Source organism: Peterkaempfera bronchialis, from assembly GCF_003258605.2.
In the GTDB taxonomy this organism is placed as follows: domain Bacteria; phylum Actinomycetota; class Actinomycetes; order Streptomycetales; family Streptomycetaceae; genus Peterkaempfera; species Peterkaempfera bronchialis.
Window position 1 is genome coordinate 4,670,794 of sequence record NZ_CP031264.1, and the last position, 21,953, is coordinate 4,692,746.

The following is a 21,953-nucleotide window of genomic DNA, read 5'->3' on the forward strand; positions in this document are numbered from 1 at the left end:
AACGCCTTCGTGGGCGGAACGGGCGCTGACGTGCTGCTCCGTGCGGTCTCACGGCGTGCGCGCTGGGTGGGCGCGGACGCCGTACGGAGCTGGCTGGCGAGAAGCATGACAATTGAAGACCTGAATTGACAGGTCTCGTTCATCTATTGGCGGACTCTCGCCACGGCCCCGACGCCCGCTGCCCGTCCGACAGCCGCCAACCGGTCGTCGGCTGCGGGGCCGACCCAGGCGCGGTGGGTGGGGCGCGGGCGATCCGCCGGGTGATCACCGGACGACGGGCGGCCGGTCCTTCCAGGTGGCGGGGGGTGGCCACGGCGTCCGCGCACCGACACGCGACCGCGGATCACCCCGGCGCGGACCGGCCGCCGCAGCGGCGGATCTCCGCCACCGGCCGCCCCGGCGACCGGCCTGTGGACCGGCCTGTGGACCGACCTCGGCCGCCCGCCCCGGCGCCGGTACGGTGGGGGCGTGCCCAAGCCGCTCAGCCTTGACTTCGACCCGATCGCCCGCGCCGACGACCTGTGGGCCAGGCGCTGGGGAACCGTCCCCGCGATGGCCGCGATCACGTCGATCATGCGCGCCCACCAGATCCTGCTCGGCCGGGTCGACGCGGTGGTCAAGCCGTACGGGCTCACCTTCGCCCGCTATGAGGCGCTGGTGCTGCTCACCTTCAGCCGGACCGGGGAGCTCTCGCTCTCCAAGATCGGCGAGCGGCTGATGGTCCACCCCACCAGCGTCACCAACACCGTCGACCGCCTGGAGCGGGCCGGCCTGGTCTCCCGCCGCCCCAACCCGCTCGACGGCCGGGGCGTGCTCGCCGCCATCACCGACCAGGGCCGCCGGGTCGTGGAGGCCGCCACCCGCGACCTGATGGCCATGGAGTTCGGCCTGGACGAGTACGACCCCGACCGGTGCCAGGAGATCTTCGACATCCTCCGCCCGCTCCGCATCGCCGCCGGCGACTTCGCCGACCCCGAGCCCGCCCCCACCACCGGCCACGCCGACACCGCCGAGCCCGCGACCCGCCGCTGAGCGCGCTCGCCGGGCGGGGTTACCCTCGGGGAGGCGGTGCCGAGTCCGGACGTGCCGCCTGGACCCCTGGCATGTGAGGCGAACGCCGTGAAGTCGAACCCCCTGCTGACCTGGTACCGGGTGCTGGCCTATGCGACCGGCTGCGCGCTGCTGCTGCTGTGCGGCTTCATGGTCGCCAAGTACGGCTTCGGCGCGGGCAAGGACGCCACGCTCTATGTGGCGCAGCTGCACGGCTACCTCTACATGGCCTACTTCGTGGTGGCGTTCCTGCTGGGCATGAAGCTGAAGTGGCCGCTGGGCAAGCTGGTGCTGGTGCTGCTGGCCGGGACCATCCCGCTGGCGTCGTTCTTCGCCGAGCGCCGGGTGGTGCGCGACGCGGCGCCGCAGAAGGCGGTACCGGAGCCGGTCGGCGTCTGACCCGAGGCTGTGCGGCGGGCGGTTCCTTCCCGAGGGGAAGGGGCCGCCCGTTCCCGTCGACAAATACTAGGACGTCCGAGTAAATTGGTTGGACGTCCTAGTAATCGCACGGGAGCGGGGTCGCGGCATGGATGCCGAGGAGATCGAGGCGGGCCGGAGCCGCTGGCAGCAGCGGTACGACAACGCGCGGAAGCGCGATGCGGACTTCACCACCCTCTCCGGGGACACGGTCGAGCCCGTCTACGGGCCCGCGCCCGGGCAGCCCGTGGAGGGCTTCGAGCGGATCGGCTGGCCCGGCGAGTACCCCTTCACCCGGGGGCTGCACCCCACCGGGTACCGGGGCCGGGCCTGGACCATCCGGCAGTTCGCCGGGTTCGGCAACGCCCGGCAGACCAATGAGCGCTACCGGATGATCCTGGACGCGGGCGGCGGCGGCCTCTCGGTGGCGTTCGACATGCCGACCCTGATGGGCCGCGACTCCGACGACCCGCGTGCGCTGGGCGAGGTGGGCCACTGCGGGGTGGCGATCGACTCGGCCGCCGACATGGAGGTGCTCTTCGAGGGCATCCCGCTGGGCGAGGTCACCACCTCGATGACCATCTCGGGGCCGGCCGTCCCGGTCTTCTGCATGTACCTGGTGGCCGCCGAGCGCCAGGGCGTGGACCCGGGGGTGCTCAACGGGACCCTCCAGACGGACATCTTCAAGGAGTACATCGCCCAGAAGGAGTGGCTCTTCGCCCCCGAGCCGCATCTGCGGCTGATCGGCGACCTGATGGAGTACTGCGCGGCCGGCATCCCCGCCTACAAGCCGCTCTCGGTCTCCGGCTACCACATCCGGGAGGCCGGAGCCACGGCCGCGCAGGAGCTGGCCTTCACCCTGGCCGACGGCTTCGGCTATGTGGAACTGGGCCTCTCCCGGGGACTGGACGTGGACGCCTTCGCCTCCGGCCTCTCCTTCTTCTTCGACGCCCACCTGGACTTCTTCGAGGAGATCGCCAAGTTCCGCGCCGCCCGCCGCATCTGGGCCCGCTGGATGCGCGAGGTGTACGGGGCGAGGACCGACAAGGCGCAGTGGCTGCGCTTCCACACCCAGACCGCCGGGGTCTCGCTCACCGCGCAGCAGCCGTACAACAACGTGGTGCGCACCGCCGTGGAGGCGCTGTCGGCCGTCCTCGGCGGCACCAACTCGCTGCACACCAACGCCCTGGACGAGACCCTGGCGCTGCCCTCGGCACAGGCGGCGGAGATCGCGCTCCGCACCCAGCAGGTGCTGATGGAGGAGACCGGGGTCGCCAATGTCGCCGACCCGCTGGGCGGCTCCTGGTACGTGGAGGCGCTCACCGACCGGATCGAGGCCGAGGCGGAGGCGATCTTCGAGCGGATCCGCCGCATGGGCGAGCGCAACGGCGGGGCCGAGCACCCGGTGGGGCCGATGACGGCGGGCATCCTGCGCGGGATAGAGGACGGCTGGTTCGTGGGCGAGATCGCCGAGTCGGCGTTCCGCTACCAGCAGGCGCTGGAGAAGGGCGAGAAGCGGGTCGTCGGCGTCAACTGCCACACCTCCACGGTCACCTCCGACCTGGAGATCCTGCGGGTCAGCCATGAGGTGGAGACCGAGCAGGTGAGGCTGCTGACCGAACGCCGGGCAGCCCGCGACGACGCGGCCGTGCGGGCCGGGATCGCGGCGATGCTGGAGGCCGCCCGGTCCGGGGCGAACATGGTGCCGCCGATGCTGGAGGCGGTGCGGGCAGAGGCCACGCTGGGCGAGATCTGCGACGCGCTGCGCGAGGAGTGGGGCACCTACACCGAGCCGCCGGGCTTCTGAGGCCGGGGGAGGCCGGGGGAGCCCGGGGGAGCCCGGGGTACGGACCGGAGGGGCGCCACGGAGACTGACCCGTGACGCCCCTCCCTCGTCATGCCTGCCTGTGTCCTGCCTGCTCGGGTCGGGCCTGCTCGGGTGTCGGGGGGAGGCCGGAGAGCGGGGCCAGCAGCAGGGTGGTGAAGCGGCGGACCCAGGACTCGGAGGCGGGTTGGCCGCTGACCAGGATGCGGTGCTCCACGGCGCCCGCGATGGTGTCGAAGATGAGGTCCACCTCCTCCCGGGCGGCTGCCTCGTCCTGGTCGGGCGGGAGTTCGCCGCGCGCCTGGGCATTGGTCCGGCCCTGGCGGACCAGCCGCTTCTGCGGGTCCACGATGGCCTCCCGGATGCGGCGGCGCAGCAGCGGGTCCCGGGTGCCCTCGGCGAAGAGCGCCAGCAGCGCCGCCTGCGTCTCGGGCCGGGAGAGCAGCGCGGCGAACCGGTGCACCACAGCCTCCACATCGGCGCGCAGCGAGCCCAGGTCGGCCATCTCTAGGTCGTCGAAGAGGTCCGCGACGGCGTCCACCACCAGTTCGTTCTTGGACGGCCAGCGGCGGTAGACGGTGGTCTTGGCCACCCCCGCGCGGACCGCGACCTGCCCCATGGTCAGCCCGCCCCAGCCCAGGTCGGCGAGGGCGGCGCGGGTGGCGTCGAGGATGGCCCGGTCGGTCGCGGCGTTGCGCGGCCGGCCCTTGGCGCGGGCGGAGGCGTCCGTCGGTAAGGCCACGAGCGGTCTCCTGGGTGGGGAGGGGCGCATGGGTGGGGTGCGGCGCAGGGGTGGCAGGGGAGCGCGGCAGGCAGCGTCGGTGCTGTCGGGCGAGGGTATACCCGTACGCGGGCGGCCCCGGGGCACGGGGGCGGTGCGCGGAGTGAGCTGTTTCACGACGGCGGCGTCTCCGGCGGTGTGTTCCGCCGGGGCGCCCGAAGATACGCTACGAGCCGTAGCGAAAAGCAGCGGCAACCAGGGCGCGGGTGGGGACCCGTGCCGACAGGTCCAGCGCAGGGCCCGGAACCGGGCGCCATGGCGCGCGCAGCGGCCCCCGGCCCCGCGATCCGGCGGGGTGGGCGGGTACGGAGCGTGCGGCTGCCGGGCGGTGTCCGGCCCGGGTCGTGGGCACCCGGGCAGGGGCGTTCCGGGCGCGATGGCGACACTCGGGTGCGGCGGCCTTCGGGGGGATGGCGTCCGCACCCCTTCGGACGGGGGAGGATAGAGCCATGCAGCCACGGAACATGTCCATGCGCGGCGTGGTCGACCTCGCCGCGGTGAAGGCGGCCGGCGAAGCCGCCCAGAAGGCGGAGCAGTCGCGGGCCGAGCGGGCCCGCCAGGTAGCGGCGGGAGGTGCACCCCCGGCGCCGGAGTCCCTCGTCGTCGACGTCACCGAGGAGACCTTCGAGGCGGAGGTCGTCCAACGCTCGGCGGAAGCGCCCGTCGTGGTCGACTTCTGGGCCGAGTGGTGCGGGCCGTGCAAGCAGCTCAGCCCGATCCTGGAGCGGCTGGCCGAGGAGTACGCCGGGCGGTTCGTCCTGGCGAAGATCGACGTCGATGCCAACCAGATGCTGGCGGCGCAGTTCGGCATCCAGTCCATCCCGTCGGTGATGGCGGTGGTGGCGGGCCAGTTGGTGCCGCTCTTCCAGGGCGCGGTGAACGAGGCCCAGGCCCGCCAGTACCTGGACCAGCTGATCCTGGTGGCCGAGCAGCGGTTCGGCATCACCGGGCTCGGCGCGGCCGAGGCGGGGGAGCCCGGCGAGGCCGCGGCCCCGGCGGTACCCGAGGACCCGACCCTGGCGGCGGCGCATGACGCGCTGGACCGGGGTGACCTGGGCGGTGCCATCCAGGCGTACCGGAATGTGCTGGCCGACCGGCCGGGCAGCGAGGAGGCCAAGCTGGGCCTGGCCCAGGCCGAGCTGCTCCAGCGGGTGCGGGACAAGGACGCGCAGGCCGTACGCAAGGCCGCGGCGGAAGACCCGAAGGACGTCCAGGCACAGCTGGACGCGGCCGACCTGGACCTGGTGGGCGGTCATGTCGAGGACGCCTTCGGGCGGTTGGTCGACACGGTGGGCCGTACGGCGGGGGAGGACCGCGACCGGGCGCGGGTCCATCTGCTGGGCCTCTTCGAGGTGATCGGAGCGGAGGACCCCCGGGTGGCCAAGGCCAGGACGGCGTTGGCCCGGGTGCTCTTCTGAGGCACCGAGGGCGACCTTCGGTGCCACGGTGATTTGGCGACAATGAAGGAGCTTTACCAAATCTTGATAACACCCCGGGGTGGTCACGGCGAGTGGCCACCCCGGGGTTTTTTGTCCCTGTTTCGCAAGGCCGCTCCCTCCCTGCATCTGCGTGAGTTGACGCTCCGTGTCCGCCGGATGCTCAGCGTGGCCGGTCGGCCGAAGTGTTGGATTACTCGTCAGTAATGGAGGTCTTGTGCTGGCGCGTGGTTTGGACCACGATCGGCCACGCTCGGTCCCTTGCTCCCCACGCCGGCAGCCGGCCGGGAGGGCGAAGCGGGGGTCCCCACCGGGCAGGTTCCGGCTCCGGCCGGCGCCTTGGGGGCAGGGGGGTCTTCGCCGTCCCGGCGAAGCCTGCCCTCATCGGCCGTGCACCCCGCACGGTCGCTGGTTGTCGCTCGGGGGTGATCGCCGATGACGTCGGTTGGACGACACGCGCCGACGGAGCCGACGGCGCTCCTTCCCGAGGACGTAGCTCTTCTCCCCATCCCAGGCCAGGGCCCGGTGAGGCACCACGGCCGGAGGTGTACGTCCGAGAAGGAGGACATGTATGTCCCAGACTTACGGCAAGACCCGCTGGACGCGGTTCGCCGTCGTGATGGTGCCGACCATCGCGGCCACCGCCGCGATCGGCGTCAGCGTGGCCCAGGGCGCGCTGGCCGCGTCGATCAATGTCTCCGGCCAGCAGTTCAAGGTCTCCGCCGGACACCTTGAGGGCACCGGCTTCGCCCAGTACGGCTCGGTGGACGTCGAGAAGGCGGGTGTGCCGCACGCGGTCGCGGTCTCGTCCTTCAAGAACGCGACCATCAACAAGCTGTGCCAGTCGGTGGTGCTGGACGCCCCGCTGATCGGCAAGGTGTCGCTGAACATCAACGCCGGCGACAATCCGAAGAAGCCCGTCGAGGCCGAGAACCTCTACATCGACCTGGACGACCTCAGCGCGGACGCCACCTTCACCAACATCAACATCGGTGTCGCCGCCGGGGCCATCTCCAAGGGCAACGTCAACCCGGCGGACCGTGCGGCGGCGGGCCAGCTGGGCGCCGGCGCCCAGTTCGAGAACTCCTTTGCACAGGAGGCCGACAAGGCGTCCCTCGACGGTGTGAAGCAGACCGCGTGGGCCACCTCGGCCGGTACCTTCAAGCTGAACGGCCTGCACCTGACCGTCAAGAAGGGCGTCTCCGAGTGCTTCTGATCCGCCGTCATGCGGATCGGCCGCACTCCTCCTCCCGGTCCGACGGCCGCCGGGTCTGACGACCGAGCGGTGGGGAGGGGCCGCCCCGGGCTCCTCCCCACCTCTGCACCACCAGCTGCTACTCCACAGGGAGCTGCAACGTGACCAGCGCGTCCGCGCCCGTGCGGCCCGATGACGTCGGCGCCTTCATCCGGACCTTCCGCAGATTCCGGGACTGGTGCCAGCGCCGACCCTTCTGGGGCGGTCTGCTGGCGATCATCGCGGGACTGCCCATCCTGTACTTCCCGTACGCGCATCTGAGCCTCGGCGGGCTGACGTTCGCCATGGCCACCACCGGCGGGGCCGGAGCCCTGATCATCGGCGTGCTGATGATGGTGCTCGGCGTCAGTGTCTGGGTGCAGCCCATGACCCGGGTCTTCGCCGGTGTGGCGACCATCCTGCTGGCCCTGGTCTCCATCCCGGTCTCCAACCTCGGCGGCTTCGGGTTCGGCCTTGTCCCCGGCCTCATCGGGGGCGGGCTGATGGCCGCCTGGGCCCCGCTCAAGGAACCGGCCGCCCCGGCGCCGGTGAAGTCCGTGACCGTTCCGCCGCCGCCTGTTGCGCCGCCGACTGCCGTACCGCCGCCTGCTGCGCCGCCGACCGTCGTGCCGCCGACCGATGGGCTGCCCGTGCAGCGCTCCGGGGCTGCCGAGGCCGACGCCCTCGGGGGCTCGGAGCCGGGTGAGCAGGGTGCCGGTGCCGCAGGGGAGGCCCGATGACGGACGAGGACATCAGCGACGAGGGGTCGAGACCGCCCGCCGGTGGCCCTCGCCACGCGGCCCCGCGCGGGCAGTTGCGCCGCAGGCTGCACTTGCCCGCAGGCAGGGTGCTGGCCATCGCCGCCGTCCCCACCGCGCTGCTGATGGGCGCCGGTTACACGCCGACCCTGGCGCTGGCGGACGAGTCCTCGGCCAAGGCGGGGGCCCGGACCTGCGCCACCGCGACGGACACCCCCGTGCCGGACGCCACCCCGTCGGCGACCGGGAACGGCAGCTCCGAGCCCGCCCCGGGCGGCGGCTCACCGACCGCCGAGCCCTCGGCGCTGGAGTCCAGCACGCCCGCGCCCCAGCCGACCGAGCCCGCCGAGCCGACCGAGCCCGCCGACACCACGGCGCCGGACCCGACCGAGGCCGCGTCCGGGCCCGCGTCGGGGCCCACGTCGGGGCCCACGTCCGTCTCGCGCGGCACCCTGGACGCGTCGGCGGCCCGCAGGCTCACCCGGGCGGTCCGGGTGCCTGCGGCCCTGGCCGTTCCGGCCGCCTCGGCGACCCGGGGCACCGCCGCTGCCCATGCGCAGTCCCAGGGCCTGATCGGCGACCTGCTCGGCGGGGTCGGCGACCTGCTGACCGGCGGTTCGGCGTCGTCCTCGCCCTCGCCGTCGGCGTCATCGACCTCGATATCGCCGCCGCCTGCCGACCCCTCGCCCGAGAACACGACGCCCGAGCCGTCGACCCCCCAGCCGTCGACCCCCCAGCCGTCGACCCCCCAGCCGTCGACCCCGGCGGGGAAGGGCGGCAGGGCACCCAAGCCCAAGACGGCCAAGGACACCGCCGCCAAGGCGGCAGCCGCCGAGACCACCGGCTCGCCCTCGGTCACGGCCACGCCCGCGTCCACGCCCATGCCCTCCGAGAGCGCCGATGTGGACCCGCTGTGCGCCACCGACGCCTCCGGGCTGAAGGCCAGGACGGAGCCCGGCGGGGGAGTCGTGCCGGACCAGCCCTGGACCCTGAAGTCCAGCCGCCTGGCGCTGCACGGCGCGGTGTTCGGCGGCGTGGTCGAGGTCACGACCAGCTCCGGCACCGCCAAGCGGGTGCTGAAGTTCACCGTGGACAGCATCGACATCGGCGACCTGGACATGTCGACCATCGAGTACAACGCCAGGACCACCCATGTGAAGAGCCGCCCCGGCTCCACCTCGACCATGCGCAGCGGCCCGATCGTGATGTACACCGAGTCGCTCACCGGCCATCTCTCCAGGCTGGTCGGCGTCCCGGTCCCGGACGTGGGCGCGATCACCCTCACCCCGGACACCCTGCCGAAGTTCCTGTACGACCTCATCGGCAAGGTGCCGGTCCCGCTGGACCTGGAGCTGACCGGCGTCAAGGCCGTGCAGGCCGGGCAGTTCGGCGGCACCCTGAAGATCCCGGGCATGCACCTCTACACCGACGGCGAGCCCTACGACGGCTGAACGACGACGGCGCGGGACGCCCCCTTTTTCCAGGAGGCGCCCCGCGCCGTCATGCTGACCTATCGTCAGGCAGTGGCGTTCTCGCCGAGGTGGTGCACCCGGACCATGTTGGTGGTGCCGGGAACGCCGGGCGGGGAGCCGGCGGTGACGATCACCGTGTCGCCCGCCTGGAGGCGGCCCAACTCCAGCAGCTCCTCGTCGACCTGCGCGACCATCGCGTCGGTGTTCTCCACCTGGGCGGAGACAAAGGTCTCCACGCCCCAGCTGAGCTGGAGCTGGTTGCGGGTGCCCGCGTCCGGGGTGAAGGCGATCACTGGGATCGGCGAGCGGTAGCGGGAGAGCCGGCGGGCGGTGTCACCGGACTTGGTGAACGCCACCAGCGCCTCGGCCGAGAGGAAGTCGCCCAGCTCGCAGGCGGCGCGGGCGATGGAACCGCCCTGGGTGCGCGGCTTGCGGCCCGGGTTGAGCGGCTGGAGGCCGCGGGAGAGCAGCTCCTCCTCGGCGGCCTCGATGATCCGGCTCATGGTGCGGACCGTCTCGACCGGGTACTTGCCGACGCTGCTCTCGGCGGAGAGCATCACCGCGTCGGTGCCGTCCAGGATGGCGTTGGCCACGTCGGACGCCTCGGCGCGGGTCGGCCGGGAGGCGTGGATCATCGACTCCATCATCTGGGTGGCGACGATGACCGGCTTGGCGTTCTGCCGGCAGAGCGTGATCAGCTGCTTCTGGACCAGCGGCACCCGCTCCAGCGGGTACTCCACGGCCAGGTCGCCACGGGCGACCATCACGGCGTCGAAGGCGAGGACGATCTCCTGCATCGCCTCCACCGCCTGCGGCTTCTCGATCTTGGCGATGACGGGGACCCGGCGGCCCTCCTCGTCCATCACCGCGTGGACCCGCTCGATGTCCGCGGCGTTGCGGACGAAGGAGAGGGCCACCATGTCGACGCCGAGGCGCAGCGCGAACCGCAGGTCCTCGACGTCCTTCTCCGACAGCGCGGGCACATTGACGGCCGCACCGGGGAGGTTGATGCCCTTGTTGTTGGAGAGCACGCCGCCCTCGACCACCACGGTCTTCACCTGGGGGCCGTCGACGCTGACGACCTCCAGCGCGACCGCGCCGTCATTGATCAGGACCGGGTCGCCCTTCTTCACATCGCTGGGCAGGCCCTTGTAGGTGGTGCCGCAGATGTGCTGGTCACCGGGGACGTCCTCGGTGGTGATGATGAATTCGTCGCCGCTCTCGACGGTGACGGGACCCTCGGCGAAGGTGGCAAGGCGGATCTTGGGGCCCTGGAGGTCGGCCAGCACGCCGATGGCGCGGCCGGAGTCCTCGGAGACCTGGCGGACCTTGAGGTACCGGCCTTCGTGCTCGGCGTGGGAGCCGTGGCTCATATTGAGGCGGGCCACGTTCATCCCGGCCTCGACGACGGCCTTCAGCTGTTCGTAGCTGTCCGTCGCCGGACCCAGGGTGCAGACAATTTTCGCTCGGCGCATATGGATCATTCTATCCGTTCGTGCTATAGGTGCATTCCGGTCGTTTAGGCTCTGATCGCCTGTGAATTGTCTCGGAATGCGGACGGCTCGTGGGACGGTCGGCGGCGGTTCACCCCCGGGACCGGTGCACCAGCGCGAAGGTCTGCCGGGCGATCTCGAACTCCTCGTCGGTCGGCACCACGGCCACCGCCACCCGGGAGTGGTCGGCCGAGATCAGCCGGGGACCCTGCGGCGGCAGGGCGTTGCGCGCGGGGTCGACCGCGATGCCGAGCCCCTCCAGGCCCGCCGTCGCGGCGGACCGCACCGGGGCGGAGTTCTCGCCGACACCGGCGGTGAAGGCCAGCGCGTCCACCCGGCCCAGCACGGCGCAGTAGGCGCCGATGTACTTGCGCAGCCGGTGGATGTACACATCGAAGGCGGTCCCGGCCTCGGCGTCGCCCTGCTCCCGGCGGCGGACGATCTCCCGCATGTCGTTCTCCCCGCAGAGGCCCAGCAGCCCGCTGCGGCGGTTGAGCAGTTCGTCCAGGGCGTCGACCGACAGGCCGCCCACCCGGTGCAGATGGAAGACCACCGCCGGGTCGATGTCGCCCGACCGGGTGCCCATCACCAGGCCCTCCAGCGGCGTCATCCCCATGGAGGTCTCCACGCAGACCCCGCCGGCCACCGCCGAGGCGGAGGCACCGTTGCCCAGGTGCAGCACGATCACATTGACCTCGGCCGGGTCCCTGCCCAGCAGCGCGGCCGTGGAGCGGGAGACGTACTGGTGCGAGGTGCCGTGGAACCCGTAGCGGCGCACCGAGTACCGGTCGGCCACCGCCCGGTCCAGGGCATAGCGGGCGGCGTGCTCCGGCAGCGTGGCGTGGAAGGCGGTGTCGAAGACGGCCACCTGCGGCAGGTCGGGGCGGAGCGACCGGGCCACTTCGATCCCGGTGACATTGGCCGGGTTGTGCAGCGGTGCCAGCGGGGTCAGCGCACGGACCTCGTCCAGCACCTCGTCGGTGACCAGGGTCGGTGCGGTGAACCGGGTGCCGCCGTGCACCACCCGGTGCCCCACCGCGGCCAGGCCGGGGGCGTCCAGGCCCAGGCCGTCGGCGCGCAGCTCCTCGGCCACCGCCTTGAGTGCCGCCGCATGGTCGGGGAAGAGATGGCTCTGCTCGCGCGGCTTCCCGCTGCCGGACGTGTGGACGATACGGCCGCCGTCGCCCTCGCCGATCCGCTCGGCCAGGCCGCCGGCCAGCCTGCGGCCGTCCGCCATGTCGACCAGCCGGTACTTCACCGACGAGGAGCCGCAGTTGAGGACGAGGACCCGGGTGGCCCCACGGCCGCCGCCCGGAGTCACGGCGTCCGGAGTCACGGCGTCCGGGGTCAGGGGATCGGGGCTCACGGGGGTCGGCTCCTCGGTCGGTGGGACGCCGGTCACCGCTCGCTCCGGCCCTGGGCCTGCACGGCGGTGATCGCGACCGTATTGACGATGTCCTGCACCAGGGCGCCGCGTGACAGGTCGTTGACCGGCTTCCGCAGCCCCTGCAACACCGGGCCCACCGCCACCGCACCGGCCGAGCGCTGCACGGCCTTGTAGGTGTTGTTGCCGGTGTTGAGGTCGGGGAAGACCAGGACGGTGGCGCGGCCCGCCACCTGGGAACCGGGCAGCTTGGTCGCGGCCACGCCCGGGTCCACCGCCGCGTCGTACTGGATCGGCCCCTCCACCAGCAGGTCCGGCCGCTGCTCGCGGACCAGCGCGGTGGCCTCGCGGACCTTGTCGACATCCGCGCCGGAGCCCGAGGTGCCGGTGGAGTAGGAGAGCATCGCCACCCGGGGCTCCACACCGAACTGGGCGGCGGTCCCGGCCGACTGGATGGCGATGTCGGCCAGCTGCCGGGCGTCCGGGGCGGGGTTGACCGCGCAGTCCCCGTAGACCAGCACCCGATCGGCCAGGCACATGAAGAAGACCGAGGAGACGATGGCGGCGCCCGGCGCGGTCTTGATGATCTCGAAGGCGGGGCGGATGGTCGCGGCCGTCGAGTGGACCGCGCCGGAGACCATGGCGTCCGCCAGACCCTCCTGGACCATCAGGGTGCCGAAGTAGGAGACATCGGCCACCACGTCATAGGCGAGCTCGGCGGTGACGCCCCGGTGCTCCCGGAGCTTGGCGTAGACCTCGGCGAAGTTCTCCCGCAGCGGGGAGGTGGCCGGGTCCACGATGCGGGCGACCGCGCCACCGGCCCTCCGCTCCTCCGCCCCGGTGTCCAGGCCGAGGTCCACCCCGAGGTCGGCCGCGCGGCGGCGGATGGTGTCCTGGTCGCCGAGCAGGGTCAGGTCGCAGATATTGCGCCGCAGCAGCACCTCGGCGGCGCGCAGCACCCGCTCCTCGGTGCCCTCGGGCAGCACCACATGGCGGCGGTCCGCCCGGGCCCGCTCCAGCAGGACGTGCTCGAACATCATCGGGGTCACCCGCTCCGAGCGGCTCAGCTCGATCCGGCTGATCAGCTCGGCGGTGTCGACATGGAGCTCGAAGAGGCCCAGGGCGGTCTCCGCCTTGCGCGGGCTGGCGGCGGTGAGCCGCCCCTCCAGGCCGGAGAGCGAGGCGGCGGTGACCCAGCTGCCCTCCGGGGCCACCACGACCGGGGTGCCGGGGGCCAGCCGACCGGCCAGTGCCATCACATCGGGGCCGGGGCGGATGCCGAGGGTGAGCAGCACGCCGGCTATCGGCGGGGAGCTGGCGGCATGTGCGGCGAGCGTGCCGACCAGCAGGTCGGCGCGGTCCCCGGGGGTGACCACCATGGCGCCCTCGGTGAGGGCGGCCAGGAAGGTCGGCAGGGTGGCGCCGCCGAAGACGAACCCCCGGACGTCGCGGGCCAGCCCGGTGGCGTCGCCGAGCAGCACCTCCGCGCCGGTGGCCTGGACCACCTGGGCCACGGTGGGCGCGGCCAGCGCCGGCTCCTCGGGCAGGATGTAGCAGGGGACGGGCGGGCGGGTGGTCAGTCGGCGGGCGATCTGCTGCTTGTCCGCCGGGGTCACCCGGTTGGCGACCATGGCGAGGGTGTTGCAGCCCAGGTCGGTGTAGGCGCGATAGGCATTGCGTACCTCGGCGACCACCGCGTCGGCGCTCTCCCGCAGGCCGCCGACCACCGGCAGCACCCAGGCTCCGAACTCATTGGCCAGCCGGGCGTTGAAGGCCAGCTCGTCCGGGATGCTGGTGTCCGCGAAGTCGGTACCGAGCACCAGCATCGCCTGGCACTTGCGCTCCAGCGTACGGAACCGCTCCACCAGCACGGAGACCAGCTCGTCCACGCCGCGCTCGGCCTGGAGGGCGGTGGCCTCCTCATAGGTGAGGCCGTAGAGGTCCGCCGAGGGCAGGTCGATCCGGTAGCGGCCGCGCAGCAGCTCCACCACATGGTCGGTCCCGGGGCCGCCCGCTGCGGCGGTGTGGACCAGCGGACGGAAGACCCCGACCCGGTCCACATGGCGGGTCAGCAGCTCCATGACCCCCAGCTCGACCACCTGCCGGCCGTCCCCGCGACCGATGCCGGTCACGTACACGCTGCGCGCCACGCGTTCTTCTCCGTTCCATGGGCCTGCTGTGCCGTCCTGCTCCGGGCGCACTGCCGGCGCCGCGCCGAGGCACGCTCTCGACCATACCCGCGTCCCGGATGCGCTCGGCCACGACGGCGGGCCCCGGACGGGGACGGGGGACGGAGGTCCCGGGAAGAAGGGCCAGGCAGGGGCCTCGGCCGGAGCGCGGCCGGGCCGTGGAAGCGCGGTCGAAAATATGGACGGGCGCGTGGCCGAGGGTGCGGGCGGTCGGCAGCCGGCCGGCAGTGGGCAGCGGGGCGGCCGGCGGTCGGTGGTCGGCGGTCGGTGGCCGGCCGGTGGGGGATGGGGGGCGCGGACGGCCGCCCGGGACTCCTCCCGGACGGCCGCCCACGTCTCGCCCCTCGGTCCCCCCTCGGCGAGTCTCCCCCCTGGAGCCCTTCTCCCCCTGGGCTCCCTCTCCCGCGCCGGGGAATCCCCCTACCCCGCGCGGGCCCCTCGGCGTCGGGTCCGGCTCCCGTCGGACGGTCCCCCGACCGTCCACGGCCCCCCGGTCGTACGGGGCCGGACCTCGACACCCGGCCTGCTGGTCCCGGCTACTCGGCCACCGTGGCGTCGGGTGCCTGAAGCTGCATCAGCGTGGCCGTGAGGCTGTAGACCAGGGTCCTGCCCTGGATGCTGTTCCCGGCGTGCTCATCGATCCGGCCGGTGACGGTGACCCGCTGCTGGTCGCCCGGGTCGAGCTTGAAGTAGTCCGCGAACCCGGCGTAGTCCGCGTCGGTCCGGGTGTATGGGACGTCCCCGGACTGCGGTGCATTGGGCCCCAGGCTGTGGGCCAAGGCGTCGTCCAGGTCGATGTCGAACTCCTTCCCCCCGAGGTACCGGCCGCCGCTGCCGCGACGCTCGATGGTGATGTGCAGATGGAAGTACTTGAGGTCGGCCTCCCGGACGGCCTGGACGCTTCCGCTTGATGGACCGGCCGTTGGTGAACCGAAGGTCTTGGCAGGGCCCTCGGCGCCGTCCCGGTGCAGGGCGAGCCGTACCTTGCCGCTCAGCGAGCCGCTGCCGGTGAAGACGGCCGTGAGCGTAGGCAGTGGGCTGCCCGGCACCAGGTCGGTCGCCGACGGCCCCGGGGCGGTGGAGGCGGAGCCGAAGGTGAGCGTGCCGGACTGCACCGTCGTGGAGCCGGTGTTCTGCGTATCGGTGAACCAGGCATACGTCCCTCCGGTGACGGCCACCGCAGCGGCGGCCAGGGATACCGATCCGGCGAGCGCGGCGACCTTCCTGCTGCTCCTGAACACGCTCATCCCGTCCCGACCGCCCTCATGTCCGCCCGCCCGCCGCTGCACCCGACAGGGCGGGGCAGCTGCCCGTCCGCACCTCCCTGCCGGTGCGGCGTCTGACGACAACTGTGCCGGGGTGCGCCCACCCCGCACATCACCAAAGCGCGGTAAGCGCCTATCCCCACTTTTGACGATGCGTGGCGACCGCCGGACGGCAAGGATCGACCGGGCGACCGGTGTCAGGGCCTCCGGCCGCGACGCACATACCGCCCGGCGGCCCACCGGCCGGGCGGCAGGCAAGAGCGGGAGATCATCTGTATGGCGACCACCGCTCCCCGGGCGAGGGGAACGCACCGTCGCCCCGCAGCCGGGCGCACGGCGCAGGGCGGAGCCGGGGGAGTGCGGCGCCTTCGCGGCCTCGGCCGCACCACGCCGGCGGAGCCCGGGCCGCCGCGCGGCCCCCGCAGCGCACCCGCCGGGCGTGCCCGCGTGCTGCGCACGGCCGGCCATGCGCTGCTCCTGCTGGCCGCCACGGCGGCGGGCGCGCTGGCCCTGGCGCTCACGCTGCTCCCCCTGGCGGTGCACGGCTCGGTGCTCACCGTCCTCACCGGCAGCATGGCCCCGACCATCCCGCCCGGCTCAGTGGTGGTGGACCGGCCGGTCCCGCCGGAGCTGATCAGGACCGGTGACATCGTCACCTTCCGGGCCGGCCGCTCACCCGGCGGCGGCGAGCAGCTGGTCACCCACCGGGTCGTCGCCGTCCACAGCAGCCGGGTCGGCCTCTCCTTCACCACCAAGGGCGACGCCAACCGCGTGGACGACCCCGGCCGCCGGGACGCGTCCGATGTCCGGGGCCGGGTCTGGTTCCACCTGCCGCAGGTCGGCCTCTGGCGGCAGCGGCTGCTCTCCCGGGCGGGCGCGCTGGTCGTCGGCGGGCTGGCGCTGGGCATCTGGGGCGCCCGCACCCTCGCCTGGGCGCTGCGCCCGGGCGAGGGTGCGGACAGCGATCCGGACAGCGACGCAGACGGCGGCCCTGGCCGTGACCCGGCCGGCGGCCCGGCCGGTGACCGGGGCGGCGAGCCGCAGCGGCCCGCCCCCCGGCGGCCCGGTCGCCGGGCGCACGGCATCGTGGAGTGGGACGGCGGTGCCTGACCCCGGACGCCACCGCCGGCGGCCCACGCCCACCGCCGTTCCGGGGCCCCTGCGGCGCCTGGCCGCCGCCGTCCTCTTCGGCGCCGCCGGTGCCTGTGCCGGCACCCTCTGGGGTTCCACCGGGGCCTGGTTCACCGATATCACCGAGTCCGAGACCGTCCATGTCGACACCGCCCCCGAAGCCCCCGAAGCCCCCGCCGCCCCCGAAGCCCCCGCCGCCCCCGAAGCCCCCGCCGCCCCCGACCCCGGCGCAGAAACGCACAGCCTGGACAGCACCCCCACCGACCGGGCCGCCACACACCGGGCCCCCACCGACCGGCCCACAGCCGCCCCGCCACCCGGTGGCCACTCCGGCCCCGGCTCCGGCTCCGGCCCCGGCTCCAGCCTCGGCTCCGGCTCCAGCCCCGGCGCAGCGGGCCGCACCCGGGGGCGTGGACCCTAGTGCCTCGCCCGTCGACCTTTGCCCCGCCCACCGCCCCGGCACGCACAGCTGCCGCGTTGGCGAACCACCCACGGACAACCCCGGGACGCCTCGCTCCCGGGCAGACGTCGGCAGGCGTGGACCCTAGCGGGCATGGCGTTGCGATGGGGGGAATCCGCCGGTTCGGCACCGGTTGTCGGTGCGCTGGACTACTATCCGTCACGCTGCGGTGCAGTACGGTTGCACCGCGTTGATCTGCCCGCCTGCGGGCCGCGTCCCAGCCCGCCGCCTGCGCGTCCGGGCCGGGCCGGGGTTCGCCTCGGCGGCTGGGGGATGCGTATGACAGCCGGACACCAGACCTCCGCCCGCCGGGAGCACCGGGCCCCACGGCGACCGCTGCCCTGGGTCCCGAGCCGCTGGGGACCGACCGGCGACCTGGTCGCCACCGCCGCCGCAGCGGGCGCCACGGCCCTGCTGGTCGCGGCGGGCTCGGCCGGCCGGCTGCTGCCGCTCCGCCAGACCCATCTGCTGCTCGTCCTCGCCGCCGCCGGCGCCGGGGCCGCAGCGGTCGGCATCGCCGCCCTCACCCCCCGGCTGGCCGGTGGGATCGGCCGCCCGCACCCCTATGTCGCCGCCGCCCTGCTGCTGCACAGCCTGGTGCTGATGCCCGCCTCGGTGGTGGACACCAGCTCCGACCAGGCGCTGCGCTGGCTCGCCGCCACCCGCTTCACCGCCTCCGGCTGCTTCGTCCTGCTGCTGGCCGCCGCTCTGCTCCCCCACCCGCCCCGCTGGACCCGGGGTCTGCGCGGCGCCCTGGCCGCCGTGGCCCTGACCGCCGCCGGCGGCCTGCTCGGCCCGTCCCTCGGGGGCCTGCACACCGCCCTGGGCGGACACCGCCCGGCCGCCCTGGTGGTGATCACCGGCTGGCTCGCCGTCGCACTGGGCCACCTCCGCACCGGGCTGCGCCGCCGCGACCGGCTGCGCAGCCGCCTCGGATTGGGGCTGACCGTGGCCGCCGTCGCCCAGCTGGGCCGGGTACTGGCCGGCCACCCCGCCTGGGCGCCGGACCTCACCTCGGCCGCCCTCCGGCTGCTCGGCCTGTCGATCGTGCTGGCCGCGCTGATCGCCGACTTCCTGCACCAGGCCGACCAGGTGGAAGGCCGCCTCCAGGCATCGGACCACCGCGCCCGGCAGGCCGCCGAGCGCGACCATGAGATGCGCAATGTGCTCGCCGGGCTCTCCGGCGCCGCCTATCTGCTGCGCGCCACCGGCTCCCGGCTGGACCCCGGCGAGCAGGCCGAGTTGGGCGCTGCCGTCCAAGCCGAGCTGGAGCGGCTGCGGGAGTTGCTGGCCCGCGACGGCGACCGCCCGCCGGGCGCCCCCGGCGGCCATGAGGTGGAGCCGGTGCTGCGTCGGCTGGTGATGCTGCGCCGTACGGTCGGCGCCGATGTCGAGCTGACAGCCGACCCCGGACTGCGGACCACCGTGCCCGCCTCCGTGGTGGCGCAGACGGCCACCAATCTGCTCGCCAACTGCGAGCGGCACGCCCCCGGCGCCCGGGTCCGGGTGACGGCCCGGCTGCGGGACGGCCGGGTCCGGGTGGAGGTGGCCGACGAGGGGCCCGGCCTGGCCCCCGGCGCGGAGCAGCAGGTGCTGGGGCGCGGGGTGCACGACTCCGGGGCGGGCGGCAGCGGCCTCGGCCTCTACGTCAGCGCCCGGCTGCTCGCCGAGCACGGCGGCACCGTCCGGCTGCTGCCCCGAGACCCGCTGCTGCCGGGCTGTACGGCGGTGCTGGAGCTGCCCGCCACCGAGGCTCCGCGCTCACACGCGTCCGCCGCCTGACGGGCCAAGCCCGGCGCACCCGCCCGGCGAACCCGCCCGGCGAACCCGCCCACGAACCGCCCCCACCGCCACCTCCGGGGAAGACCGTGACCGTTCTTGTCATCGACGACCACCGGCTTGTCGGTACCAGCCTGGTGCTGGCCCTGCGCGGGCACGCGCTGGACGCCCGCAGCGCCACCGGCCGTACCCTCGCCGCCCTGCTGGACGAGGCCGCCGCGCTGCCGCCCGGCCTGGTCCTGCTCGACCTGGACCTCGGCCGGGGCGACGACGGCACCGAGCTGGACGGCGTCGAGCTGGTGGCCCCGCTCTGCGCGGCCGGCTGGACGGTGCTGGTGGTCACCGGCACCTCCGACCGGTCCCGGGTCGCCGCCGCGGTCTGCCGGGGCGCGGTGGGCTGGGTCGCCAAGTCGGCGCCCTTCGAGGACCTGGTGCGGGCGGCGGTGGACGCTGCGGCGGGCTTCCCGGTACTGGCCCCCGCCGAGCGGGCCGAACTGGTCGCCCTGCACCGCCGCACCGTCGCCGACCGCACCGGCCGCCCCGCCGACCGGGACCGCCTGCTGGACCGGTTGACCCCCCGTGAGCTGGAGGTGCTGCGAGCGCTCGCCGAGGGCAAGCGGGCCCGCGCCATCGCCGAGGAGTCCTGGGTGGCGCTCTCCACCGTCCGCAGCCAGATCCGCGCCATCCTCACCAAGCTGGAGGTCAACTCCCAGCTCCAGGCCGCGGCGCTGGGCCGTGAACTGCTGGCCCCGCGCCGCGACCGTGACTGAGAGTGGGTCTGAGCCGGAGAGACCCCGGCCCCCGCTCAGGCCGGGCGGAGCCAGATGGTGGCCAGCGGCGGCAGTACCAGTTCGGCGCTGAGCTCGCGGCCGTGCCTGCCCTCCGCCTCGGCCTTGACCGGGTCCGGGTTGCTGACCCCGCTGCCGCCGTAGACCGCGGCGTCGGTGTTGAGCACCTCGGTCCAGAGGCCGTGCGATCCCGCCGGGGCGTGCGGCAGGCCCACCCGGTAGCCCTGCCGGACCACCGGGGAGAAGTTGCTGACCACCACCAGCGGGCGCCCGGCGGTGTCATAGCGGACGAAGGAGAAGACATTGTCCTCGGCCGCGCCGCCGTCCAGCCAGGAGAAGCCGTCCGGGCTGGCGTCCAGCTCCCACAGCGCGGGGGTCTCGCGGTAGGTCCGGTTGAGGGCGCGCACCAGCTTCTGCACGCCCCGGTGGTCCTCGCTGGCCGGCCAGTCCTTCTCCAGCACCCACCACTGCGGCCCGGTGTCATGGTCGAACTCGGCGCCCTGGGCGAACTCCTGGCCCATGAAGAGCAGTTGCTTGCCCGGGTGGGACCACATGAAGGCCAGATAGGCCCGCAGGTTGGCGCGCTGCTGCCACCAGTCACCGGGCATCTTGGAGACCAGCGACCCCTTGCCGTGCACCACCTCGTCGTGGGAGATCGGCAGGATGTAGTTCTCGGAGTACGCGTACACCATCGAGAAGGTCATCTCGTTGTGGTGGTACTTGCGGTGCACCGGGTCCTTGGACATGTAGACCAGGGAGTCGTGCATCCAGCCCATGTTCCACTTCAGGCCGAAGCCGAGGCCGCCGATGCCGGTGGGGCCGACGACATGGGTGGGCCGGGTGACGCCGTCCCAGGCGGTGGACTCCTCGGCGGAGGTCACCGCGCCGGGGCAGCGCCGGTAGACGGTGGCGTTCATCTCCTGGAGGAAGGAGACCGCGTCCAGGTTCTCCCGCCCGCCGTACCGGTTGGGCGTCCACTGGCCGTACTCACGCGAGTAGTCCAGGTAGAGCATGGAGGCCACCGCGTCCACCCGCAGCCCGTCCACGTGGTACTCCTGGCACCAGAAGACCGCGTTGGCGACCAGGAAGTTGCGGACCTCGGTGCGGCCGTAGTCGAACTCCAGGGTGCCCCAGTCGGGGTGCTCGGCCCGCTGCGGGTCGGCCGGCTCGTACAGCGGCTCGCCGTCGAAGCGGGCCAGTGCGAAGTCGTCCTTGGGGAAGTGCGCTGGCACCCAGTCGACCAGCACCCCGATCCCGGCCCGGTGCAGCGCGTCCACCAGGAACTTGAAGTCGTCCGGGGAGCCCAGCCGGGCCGTCGGCGCGTAGTAGTAGGAGACCTGGTAGCCCCAGGAGCCGCCGAAGGGGTGCTCCATCACCGGCAGGAACTCCACATGGGTGAAGCCCAGGTCGGAGACGTACGCGGGCAGCACCTCGGCGAGGTCCCGGTAGGAGAGGCCCGGCCGCCAGGACGGCAGGTGGACCTCGTAGACCGACATCGGCGCCCGGTGCTGCTGCGCCGCCTCCCGGGCCGCCATCCACTCCTGGTCGCCCCACTCATAGCTGGAGGTGTGCACCACCGAGGCGGTGTCGGGCGGGCACTCGGCGGCGCGGGCCAGCGGGTCGGCCTTCTGGATCAGCCGCCCGTCGCGGGTGCGGATCTCGTACTTGTAGCGGGTGCCCTCGGCCATCCCCGGTACGAACAGCTCCCAGACGCCCGAGGCGCCCAGCGAACGCATCGGGTAGCAGCAGCCGTTCCAGCCGTTGAAGTCGCCGACCAGCCGCACCCCCACCGCATTGGGGGCCCAGACGGCGAAGGAGGTACCGGTGACCGGCCCCAGCCCGGTGTCGTAGCTGCGCACATGGGAGCCCAGCGCCTGCCACAGCTGCTCGTGCCTGCCCTCGCGGATCAGATGCAGATCCACCTCGCCGAGCGTGGGCAGGAAGCGGTAGCCGTCGTCCTGGACGTACTCCACCCCGGCGTAGGTGATCAGCAGCCGGTAGTCGGGGACCAGTTCCACCGGCAGCAGCCCGGTGAAGAGGCCGTCCCGCTGGTGGACCAGCTCCGCGCGGCCGATCGGCGTCTCCACCACCACCCGCTCGGCCATCGGCCGCAGCGCCCGCACCGCGACCCCGCCCGGCACCGGGTGCGCTCCCAGCAGGCCGTGCGGGTCGTGGTGGGCGCCCGCCACCAGCCGGTCGATCTCCCCGGGGGCCAGTGGCGCCTCCGGCAGCCGGATGGGCTCCGACCCCGCCTTCCCCGCACCCCCGGCGGACGCCCCGGCGCTCGGGGGCCGCGTGTCGGCGGTCGTGGCGGCGGCCTCCGGCGCACCGGCCGGCGTCGGCCCGGCGGCAGCCGCCGCCGCTCCGGTGGGCGCGGACTCCGTATCGGGGCGCGGCGCCACCACGGACGGCTGCTGCCGCTGGAGCTGCGAAGTCGGGCGGGTCGGGTCGGGCGCGGTCACGGCCGATGCCTCCTCGGGCGGGTCTGTGT

17 protein-coding genes are annotated in these 21,953 nt (G+C 73.6%); 11 read left to right on the plus strand and 6 right to left on the minus strand.

From position 1 onward, the window contains the following. Positions 1–468: 468 nt before the first annotated feature. The 3 genes from C7M71_RS20910 (at position 469) to C7M71_RS20920 (ending at position 3,274) form a co-directional block, all read left to right on the plus strand. A complete protein-coding gene (locus C7M71_RS20910; protein WP_111491509.1) occupies positions 469–1,032 on the plus strand; it encodes a MarR family winged helix-turn-helix transcriptional regulator in 564 nt (187 codons plus the stop codon). A gap of 87 nt (positions 1,033–1,119) precedes the next feature. After that, positions 1,120–1,449, plus strand: a complete 330-nt coding sequence (locus C7M71_RS20915) for a DUF3817 domain-containing protein (protein ID WP_229758825.1) — start codon at positions 1,120–1,122, stop codon at positions 1,447–1,449. Between the two features lie 127 nt (positions 1,450–1,576). Further along, positions 1,577–3,274 carry an acyl-CoA mutase large subunit family protein gene (locus C7M71_RS20920; protein WP_111491507.1) on the plus strand — a complete coding sequence of 566 codons (1,698 nt, stop codon included), beginning with the start codon at positions 1,577–1,579 and terminating at the stop codon, positions 3,272–3,274. 88 nt (positions 3,275–3,362) lie between these two features. Here the strand turns inward: C7M71_RS20920 and C7M71_RS20925 are convergent, their stop codons facing one another. Beyond that, entirely contained in the window at positions 3,363–4,064 is a 702-nt protein-coding gene (locus C7M71_RS20925; RefSeq protein WP_111491505.1) for a TetR/AcrR family transcriptional regulator, read from the minus strand. Between the two features lie 458 nt (positions 4,065–4,522). Here C7M71_RS20925 and C7M71_RS20930 point away from each other — a divergent pair, with 458 nt between their 5' ends. The 4 genes from C7M71_RS20930 to C7M71_RS30770 all read left to right on the plus strand — a co-directional run bounded on the left by C7M71_RS20930 (position 4,523) and on the right by C7M71_RS30770 (position 8,952). After that, positions 4,523–5,491 carry a tetratricopeptide repeat protein gene (locus C7M71_RS20930; protein WP_111491503.1) on the plus strand — a complete coding sequence of 323 codons (969 nt, stop codon included), beginning with the start codon at positions 4,523–4,525 and terminating at the stop codon, positions 5,489–5,491. 589 nt (positions 5,492–6,080) lie between these two features. Further along, a complete protein-coding gene (locus C7M71_RS20940; RefSeq protein ID WP_111491502.1) occupies positions 6,081–6,725 on the plus strand; it encodes a DUF6230 family protein in 645 nt (214 codons plus the stop codon). 140 nt (positions 6,726–6,865) lie between these two features. Then, entirely contained in the window at positions 6,866–7,483 is a 618-nt protein-coding gene (locus tag C7M71_RS20945) for a DUF6114 domain-containing protein (protein ID WP_229758827.1), read from the plus strand. After that, on the plus strand, positions 7,480–8,952 hold the full coding sequence (locus C7M71_RS30770) for a hypothetical protein (protein ID WP_162824320.1): 1,473 nt from the start codon (positions 7,480–7,482) through the stop codon (positions 8,950–8,952). The genes C7M71_RS20945 and C7M71_RS30770 overlap by 4 nt, the downstream gene beginning before the upstream one ends. 65 nt (positions 8,953–9,017) lie before the next feature. Here C7M71_RS30770 and pyk read toward each other — a convergent pair whose 3' ends face one another. The 4 genes from pyk to C7M71_RS30775 all read right to left on the minus strand — a co-directional run bounded on the left by pyk (position 9,018) and on the right by C7M71_RS30775 (position 15,286). Further along, complete coding sequence (gene pyk, locus C7M71_RS20960) at positions 9,018–10,448, minus strand: pyruvate kinase (protein ID WP_111493757.1); 1,431 nt, start codon at positions 10,446–10,448, stop codon at positions 9,018–9,020. A gap of 109 nt (positions 10,449–10,557) precedes the next feature. Further along, positions 10,558–11,787 (minus strand): acetate kinase, encoded by a 1,230-nt coding sequence (locus C7M71_RS20965; protein ID WP_194104090.1) that lies wholly within the window; start codon positions 11,785–11,787, stop codon positions 10,558–10,560. A gap of 77 nt (positions 11,788–11,864) precedes the next feature. Continuing rightward, a complete protein-coding gene (gene pta, locus C7M71_RS20970; RefSeq protein ID WP_111493755.1) occupies positions 11,865–14,000 on the minus strand; it encodes a phosphate acetyltransferase in 2,136 nt (711 codons plus the stop codon). Positions 14,001–14,575: 575 nt separating this feature from the next. Beyond that, entirely contained in the window at positions 14,576–15,286 is a 711-nt protein-coding gene (locus tag C7M71_RS30775) for a SipW-dependent-type signal peptide-containing protein (protein WP_111493753.1), read from the minus strand. A gap of 375 nt (positions 15,287–15,661) precedes the next feature. Between C7M71_RS30775 and C7M71_RS20980 the strand changes: the two genes are divergently transcribed. The 4 genes from C7M71_RS20980 (at position 15,662) to C7M71_RS20990 (ending at position 19,444) form a co-directional block, all read left to right on the plus strand. Further along, positions 15,662–16,414, plus strand: a complete 753-nt coding sequence (locus C7M71_RS20980) for a signal peptidase I (RefSeq protein WP_162824321.1) — start codon at positions 15,662–15,664, stop codon at positions 16,412–16,414. Next, positions 16,407–16,856: a hypothetical protein gene (locus tag C7M71_RS30780; RefSeq protein WP_162824322.1), complete on the plus strand. Its 450-nt coding sequence runs from the start codon at positions 16,407–16,409 to the stop codon at positions 16,854–16,856. The genes C7M71_RS20980 and C7M71_RS30780 overlap by 8 nt, the downstream gene beginning before the upstream one ends. A gap of 318 nt (positions 16,857–17,174) precedes the next feature. Beyond that, on the plus strand, positions 17,175–18,677 hold the full coding sequence (locus C7M71_RS32705; protein WP_111494691.1) for a sensor histidine kinase: 1,503 nt from the start codon (positions 17,175–17,177) through the stop codon (positions 18,675–18,677). Between the two features lie 86 nt (positions 18,678–18,763). Beyond that, on the plus strand, positions 18,764–19,444 hold the full coding sequence (locus tag C7M71_RS20990; protein ID WP_111494693.1) for a response regulator transcription factor: 681 nt from the start codon (positions 18,764–18,766) through the stop codon (positions 19,442–19,444). A 35-nt stretch (positions 19,445–19,479) separates the two neighbouring features. Here the strand turns inward: C7M71_RS20990 and glgB are convergent, their stop codons facing one another. Next, complete coding sequence (glgB, locus tag C7M71_RS20995; protein WP_114914468.1) at positions 19,480–21,924, minus strand: 1,4-alpha-glucan branching protein GlgB; 2,445 nt, start codon at positions 21,922–21,924, stop codon at positions 19,480–19,482. Positions 21,925–21,953 lie beyond the last annotated feature (29 nt).